Annotated in this window: 9 protein-coding genes and 1 pseudogene; all 10 read right to left on the bottom strand. The window is 72.3% G+C overall.

The window, feature by feature from the left end; genetic code table 11:
• A partial coding sequence (locus ACK42S_RS14035; protein ID WP_409708722.1) for a tetratricopeptide repeat protein occupies window positions 1–606 on the bottom strand: 606 nt, incomplete at its 3' end.
• Entirely contained in the window at window positions 603–1,040 is a 438-nt protein-coding gene (locus tag ACK42S_RS14040; protein ID WP_409708725.1) for a cytochrome c-type biogenesis protein, read from the bottom strand. The genes ACK42S_RS14040 and ACK42S_RS14035, both read right to left, overlap by 4 nt.
• Window positions 1,033–1,581, bottom strand: coding sequence for a DsbE family thiol:disulfide interchange protein (locus ACK42S_RS14045; protein WP_409708728.1), 549 nt, complete (start codon window positions 1,579–1,581; stop codon window positions 1,033–1,035). The genes ACK42S_RS14040 and ACK42S_RS14045 overlap by 8 nt, the downstream gene beginning before the upstream one ends.
• Complete coding sequence (locus ACK42S_RS14050) at window positions 1,578–3,524, bottom strand: heme lyase CcmF/NrfE family subunit (protein ID WP_409708731.1); 1,947 nt, start codon at window positions 3,522–3,524, stop codon at window positions 1,578–1,580. The genes ACK42S_RS14045 and ACK42S_RS14050 overlap by 4 nt, the downstream gene beginning before the upstream one ends.
• Window positions 3,521–3,964, bottom strand: a complete 444-nt coding sequence (ccmE, locus tag ACK42S_RS14055) for a cytochrome c maturation protein CcmE (protein ID WP_409708734.1) — start codon at window positions 3,962–3,964, stop codon at window positions 3,521–3,523. The genes ACK42S_RS14050 and ccmE overlap by 4 nt, the downstream gene beginning before the upstream one ends.
• The gene (locus ACK42S_RS14060; RefSeq protein ID WP_409708737.1) at window positions 3,961–4,101 is read right to left on the bottom strand and encodes a hypothetical protein; all 141 of its coding nucleotides are present in this window, start codon (window positions 4,099–4,101) and stop codon (window positions 3,961–3,963) included. Before ACK42S_RS14060 ends, ccmE begins: the two co-directional genes overlap by 4 nt.
• Entirely contained in the window at window positions 4,098–4,910 is an 813-nt protein-coding gene (gene ccmC / locus ACK42S_RS14065; protein WP_409708745.1) for a heme ABC transporter permease CcmC, read from the bottom strand. Before ccmC ends, ACK42S_RS14060 begins: the two co-directional genes overlap by 4 nt.
• Window positions 4,884–5,519 (bottom strand): annotated as a pseudogene (ccmB, locus tag ACK42S_RS14070) (heme exporter protein CcmB); the annotation flags it as partial. The gene ccmC and the pseudogene ccmB, both read right to left, overlap by 27 nt.
• Before the next feature lie 9 nt (window positions 5,520–5,528).
• Window positions 5,529–6,128 carry a heme ABC exporter ATP-binding protein CcmA gene (ccmA, locus tag ACK42S_RS14075; RefSeq protein WP_409708740.1) on the bottom strand — a complete coding sequence of 200 codons (600 nt, stop codon included), beginning with the start codon at window positions 6,126–6,128 and terminating at the stop codon, window positions 5,529–5,531.
• The coding region (locus ACK42S_RS14080) for a TonB family protein (RefSeq protein WP_409708742.1) at window positions 6,128–6,784 on the bottom strand (657 nt) is incomplete at its 5' end. The genes ccmA and ACK42S_RS14080, both read right to left, overlap by 1 nt.

Raw genomic sequence — 6,784 nt, forward strand, 5'->3', positions numbered from 1 at the left:
GGCGCGCGCCATCACCTCGGCCCGCAACGGGTCATCTTCCTTGATCGTGGCGGCCAGCCTTTCCCAGAACTGCGCCGCCTGCGCAGGCTGGCCGTGCTGCTGCGCGGCCATGGCGGCGAGCGTGAGGGCCACGGGTTGGGTGGGCTCCAGGGCCAGGGCACGCTGCACCAGCGCATGGATCGCGTCGTCGATGCGGCCGCCGTGCAAGCGGGCCAGGAAGTCGGCGTGGTGGGCGAGCAGGGCCGCGTCGCGCGGGCGCAGGCGGGCTGCGGTCTCCAGCGCGTCCTGCGCTTCGGTGTCGCGGCCCAGCGCAGCGCGGGCGCGGGCGAGCTGGGCCCAGGCGTGGGCATCGGTGGGATCGTGCTGCACACGCTCGCTGAACTGGGCGATGGCCTGCATCAGGGGTGGGGCTTGGGCAGGCGCCGCAGCCGGTGGGGGGGCCAGGTGCTGCGGCGAACCCAACCAGGCATAGCCCCCGGCGGTGAGGGCCAGGGTGAAGGTGCCAACGCCCACGAGTGTGGCGAAGCCGTGCGAGCGCAGGGGCCACAACAGTGCCATCAAGGTGAGCGCCGCCAGCATGCCCGCGAAGACGAGGAAGAGGCTCATCGGGAGGCCTCCTCGGCATCGTCGGCCTCAGGCTCGAAGGCCTCGGCCGGCAGGCGCTGGCGGCGGCGCAGGGTGAGGCCCAGCACGAGCAGGCCCGCGGCCAGGAGCAGCGCCGGGCCGAACCACAGCGCGGCGGTGCTGCGCTGGAGCGGCGGGCGGTAGTGCACGACCTCGCCATAGCGTTCGCTGAAGAAGGCGCGCACCTCGGCGTCGCTGCGGCCTTCGGCCAGCAGGCGGCGCAGTTCGGCGCGCAGATCCTGCGCCAGCGCGGCAGACGATTCGGCCAGGGTCTCGTTGCGGCACACCAGGCAGCGCAGCTCGCGGGCCAGGGCGCGGGCGCGCGCATCGAGCACGGCATCGTCGGCAGCTTGTGCGCTCGTCATCGAAGCCGCGGCGAGCAGCAGCACGGCGAGGAAGCGGCGCCCTTCAGCCATCGGCCAGCTCCTGGAGCAGCGGCTCGATGCGCGTGCGAATGAACTCGGGCGAGACGATGCCCACGTGCTTCAGGCGCACGTGGCCGCGGCGGTCGATGACATAGGTCTCGGGCACGCCGTACACGCCGAAATCGATGCCGGCGCGGCCGTCGGCATCGACCAGCACGAGGCGGTAGGGGTCGCCATGGCGTTGCAGCCAGGCACGGGCGTGGTCATTGCGGTCCTTGTGGTTCAGGCCCACCAGCGCCACGGTGTGGCGCCGCGCGAAGTCCACCCACACCGGGTGCTCCACCGTGCAGGGGCCGCACCACGAGGCCCACACGTTGAGCACCCAGGGCTGGCCCAGCAGGTCGCGGCCGGTGACGCGCTGGGTGGGGTCGTCCAGCCGCGGCAGCGAAAATGCCGGAGCAGGCTTGTCGATCAGGGGCGACGGCACTTCCAGCGGGTCGAGCGAGAGGCCACGCCAGAGCAGCGCGATCAAGGCCAGGAAGATCAGGAGCGGTGCGAGGGCACGCAGCACCGGGCCGAGACTGGGTTTCATGCGGGCTCCTGCACGGCACTCGCAGCCGCCTGGCGCTGGGCCGCGCGGTAGCGGCGGTCGCTGGCGGCCAGGCCGCCGCCCAGGGCCATCAGCAGCGTGCCGGCCCAGATCCAGCTCACGAAGGGCTTCACATGCAGGCGCAGCGTCCAGGTGGCGCGGTCGGCCTGCACTTCGCCGAGCGACACATAGACGTCGCGCAGCGGGCCGTGCACCACGGCGGGTTCGGTGAACGAGGTGTCCTGGCTGGCGTAGAGGCGCTTTTCAGGGTAGAGCTGGGCGACGGGCTCGCCGTTGCGCGTGACTTCCACCCAGGCCTGGGCGGCGCGGTAGTTGGGGCCCATCACGTCGCGCACGCCGCGGAAGTGGAAGCTGTAGGGGCCCAGGTCGGCCTGCTGGCCGGCCGAGAGCGCGGCATCACGCTCCAGCGCGTAGCTGCCCACCATGGTGACGCCCACCGCAAACACGGCCACGCCGGCGTGGGCGAGCCACATGCCCCACAACGCGCCCGGGGCCTGCCAAAGGCGACGGCCGTGGCCCCAGAGGTCGGTGGCGATGGTGCACAGGATCCACGCCCCCATCCACAGGCCCAGCACGGCACCGAAGGACACCTGCCCCGCCCACCAGGCCAGCACGAGGGCGCTGACCACCGACAGCCCCGCAGCCCAGCGCAGGCGACGCGCGAGCGCGGGCAGCTCGGCCTCCTTCCAGCGTGCCAGCGGGCCGATGCCCAGCAGGAAGATGAGCGGCAGCATCAGCGGCACGAAGACCCTTTCGAAATAGGGCGGACCCACCGAAATCTTGGCGCCCGTGAGCGCATCGAGCACCAGCGGGTAGAGCGTGCCCAGGCCCACCGAGGCCACGGCCACCACCAGCAGCACGTTGTTGAGCAGCAGTGCGGTTTCCCGCGAGACGGGAGCGAAGCGCCCGCCCAGGCCCAGCGTGGGCGCGCGCCAGGCATACACCGCGAGCGCCACGCCCACCACCACGGCCAGGAAGAGCAGTAGCGCCAGGCCGCGCTGCGGGTCGGTGGCAAAGGCATGGACCGAACTCAAGACGCCCGAACGCACGAGGAAGGTGCCCAGCAGCGAGAGCGAAAACGTGAGCAGCGCCAGCAGCACCGTCCAGGCACGGAAGGCGCCGCGCTTGTCGGTGACGGCCAGCGAGTGGATGAGCGCGGTGCCCGACAGCCAGGGCAGGAAGGAGGCGTTTTCCACCGGGTCCCAGAACCACCAGCCGCCCCAGCCCAGCACCTGGTAGGCCCACAGGCTGCCCACCGCGATGCCCAGTGTGAGGCAGAGCCAGGCCACCGTCGTCCACGGGCGCATCCAGCGCGCCCAGGCGGCATCGAGCCGGCCACCCAGCAAGGCGCCCAGCGCCAGCGCAAAGGCCACGGCAAAGCCCACATAACCCATGTAGAGCAGCGGCGGGTGCACGACCATGCCCGGGTCCTGCAGCAGGGGGTTGAGGTCGTGGCCATCGAGCGGCACGGGGCTCAGGCGCGTGAAGGGGTTTGAGGTGATCAGCACGAAGAGCGCAAAGCCCGTGGCGATCCAGCCCAGCACGGCCAGGCTGCGCGCCACCAGCGGCAGCGGCAGCGAGCGGCTGAAGCGCGCCAGTGCGGCCATCCACGCGGCCTGGATGAGCTGCCACAGCAGGAGCGAGCCTTCGTGCCCGCCCCACACACCCACCACGCGATAGACCAGGGGCAGCTGGCGGTGGGTGTTTTCAGCCACATAAGCCACAGAAAAGTCGAGCTGCACGAAGCTGGCCGTGAGCAGGGCATAGGCCACGGCGATGAGCGCCAGGTGCACATAGGCGGCCGGCCGCGCCAGGGCCATCCACGGCGCATGGCCACGCGCGGCCCCCCACAGCGGCAGCACACCCAGCACGGCCGAGGTGGCCAAGGCGAGCAGCAGGGCGATCTGGCCCAGTTCGGGGATCATCGTGCGCCCTCTTCCACGGCAGGCCGCACCGCGCGCGACACGGCCTCGCCGGCTTCGGGCGGCATGTAGTTCTCGTCGTGCTTGGCCAGCACCTGCTGTGCGTGGAAGAGGCCCTGCGCATCGAGCCGGCCCTGGGCCACCACGCCCTGGCCTTCGCGGAAGAGGTCGGGCAGCAGGCCCTGGTAGATCACGTTCACGCGCTGCGCGGTGTCGGTGATGGCAAATCGCACCTGCAGGCCGTCGCGCTGCACGCTGCCTTCCTCCACCAGGCCGCCGAGGCGGAAGGCCTGGCCCACCGGCGCCTCGCCGGCCAGCACCTGGGTGGGCGTGCGGAAGAAGACGATCTCGCTGCGCAGGGCATGGAGCACCAGCGCTGAGGCCAGGCCCACGGTGAGCAGCACGGCCACGACCACGGCCAAGCGGCGTTGGCGAGGAGTCATGCGCCCTCCTCTTCGTCGGCCTGCAGCGCCTGCGCGCGGGAACGCTGCAGCGCACGCCACAGGCGCACGATCTCGATCAGCAGCATCAGGCCGGCCGTGCCGTAGGCGCCCCAGAGGAAGGGTGTGGGGTCGCTCATGCGGCCCTCTCCTTCAGATGCGCCTTCAGCCAGGCGGCGCCGGCCTCGCGCTGCATCAGCAAGGCGCGGGCGCGTGTGAGGCTGGCGGCGGCGGCATAGGCCCAGTAGGCCCCCACCATGATCAAGAGCGGCGTGAGCATGGCCGCGGCCATGCGCGGGCTGTCGCCCAGCGGCAGCGTGGCGCCCTGGTGCAGCGTCGACCACCAGCGCACCGAGAAGTAGAGGATCGGCACGTTGACCACGCCCACCACGGCCAGCAGCGCGCCGGCTGCATCACCGCGCTGCACATCGTCGATGGCCGAGGTGAGCGCGATGACCCCCAGGTAGAGCAGCAGCAACAGGAGCATGGAGGTGAGCCGTGCATCCCACACCCACCAGGTGCCCCAGGTGGGCTGGCCCCAGATTGCGCCGGTGACCAGGCACACAGCCGCCGCCCAGGCCCCGGTGGGCGCCACGGCACGCGCCAGCACACCGGCCGTACGCACCTGGGCCACCCAGCCCACTGCGGCCCAGAAGGCCATCACGAGGTAGAGCAGCATGGCCACCCAGGCCGAGGGCACGTGCAGGTAGACGATGCGATAGACCTCGCCCTGCTGCGCGTCGGTAGGCGCCAGGCCCAGGCCCCACACGAGGCCCACGCTGCCCAGCACGGCGGCCAGGGCCCATAGCGCTGGCAGCAGCCGGCCGGTGAAGGCGAACAAGCGCGGCGGCGCGGCCAGACCCGTCCAGCGTACCGGCACATCGCCGCCGGCCTCCAGCCCCAGGCGCAGGGCCGCGCTGGCCAGCGGCAGGGCCACGACGGCGCTCACCAGCATCCAGGCCGCCAGCAGCGCCAGGTGCGGCAGCGGCGAGAGGCCGCCCAGCACCGCCGATACGGCACCCGTGCCCAGCACCAGGGCTGGCACGGCCAGCGGCAGCACGATGAGCATCACCAGCAACCCCGCCTGGCGCAGGCCCACCGTGAGGGCAGCCGCCACCGTGCCCCACAGGCTGAAGATCACCGTGCCCAAGGCCAGGCCAGCGAAAAGCACCGCCAGCGCCACGCCTTGCAGGCCCAGGCCCGCGGCCAGCAGCGGGGACAGCCCCACGAGGGGCGCGCCGTGCAGCAGCCAGTGTCCCGCCGCGCGTGCGGCTGCGATGACCGCCGGACTGGGCGCGGCCAGCAGCAGTTGATCGAGCGTGCCATCGGCAGCATCGCCCGCAAAGAGCGTGCTCACCGACATCAGCGCCGAGAGCAAGGCACAGGCCCAAACCACGCCCGCGGCGATCTGGCGCAGCAGGGCCGTCTCGGGCCCCACGGCCAGCGGGAACAGGCTCACGGCCGCGACGGCAAAGCCCAGCGGCAGCAGCAGATCCACCCGCCGCCGCCAAGCCAGGCGCAGGTCGCGTTGAACCAGGCTCCAGAACAGCGAGCGCATCGGCCGACCCTAGTGAGCGTCGAGATCGAGCACGCGAGCGGGCAGCGACGGCGCCTGGTGGCTGGCCATCAGCACACTGCCACCCGCTTGCAGGTGTTCGGCGAGCAGGGCGTCGAGCACCTGCGCGCCGTCGGCATCGAGCCCCTCGTGCGGCTCATCCAGCAGCCACAGCGGCTGCGTGCGGCTGGCCGCCAGACGGGCCAGGGCCACGCGGCGGCGCTGGCCTTGCGAGAGTTGCCCGATGCGCTGGTGGCGGCGTGGGGCGAGGCCGAAGCGGTCGAGCGCGGCCTCGACGGTCGCGGCTTGCTGTGGCAGTGCATGCACGCCCAGCAGGAACTGCAGCGACTCGGCCACGGTGAGTTCGTCCTTCAGCGCGTGGGTGTGGCCCAGCAGCACCGGGGGGCCGCCGCTGCGCAGCACCTTGCCCTGTGCCGGGCGGCCCAGGCCCGCGGCCAGGCGCAAGAGGCTGGTCTTGCCGCTGCCGTTGCGCCCGCGCAGCCACACCAGATCGCCTGCGCTCACCGTCAGGTTCACGCCTCGAAACAGCAGCCGCGTGCCCCGTCGGCAAGCGAGGGCCTGCAGCCGAAGGAGAGGTGTGGCAGGGTCCATCACGAGGGGAGAAAATCGACCGGCCAAGTGACGACCATTTGCTCGACTTCTTTTGCACCGAAGTCGAACTGCCGCACGCGCGCGAGCAGGCGGTTCTCGAGGTCGGGCGCGTTGAGCTCGGTGGAGACGATGCGCACATCGGTCACCTCGCCCGAGGGCGCAATGGTCAGGCGCAGCACCACCTTGCCCTGCAGCGACGGGTCCTCACGCAGTGCGCGGTTGTAGATGGCGTAGATGGCGCCCTTGTGGCGCTCGAAGACGAGCTTGATCTCCTCGATGGAGCGCGAGGCCTTGCCCGAGCCGGCGCGCTGCAGCGTGCCGCCCGCGCCGCCCTGGCCCGAGCCCACGCCGGTGCCCGTGCCGTCGCCGCGCACGCCGCCGCCCCCCGGGCCCCCACCGCCCCCGCCACCGGCCACGCCCTCCACCAGCGTGGTGGCGCGGCCCGCCAGGCCGCCGCCGCCGGTGTGACGGCTGTAGGCCGCCGTGTTGATGCCCCCGCTGCCACGGGTGGCGTTGGAGGTGATCATCGATCGATCCGGCAGGCCGGGTTCGGTGCCGGCTCCCACGCCCACGCCTTTGCCGGTGCCCACGCCGGGGCCGGGCTGGATGTCTTTGCGCAACTGCACGGCCACCGGGGCGCCGCGCAGCTCGGCCAG

Origin of the sequence: Caldimonas sp. (assembly GCF_046289365.1) — a bacterium.
Classification (GTDB): domain Bacteria; phylum Pseudomonadota; class Gammaproteobacteria; order Burkholderiales; family Burkholderiaceae_C; genus Caldimonas.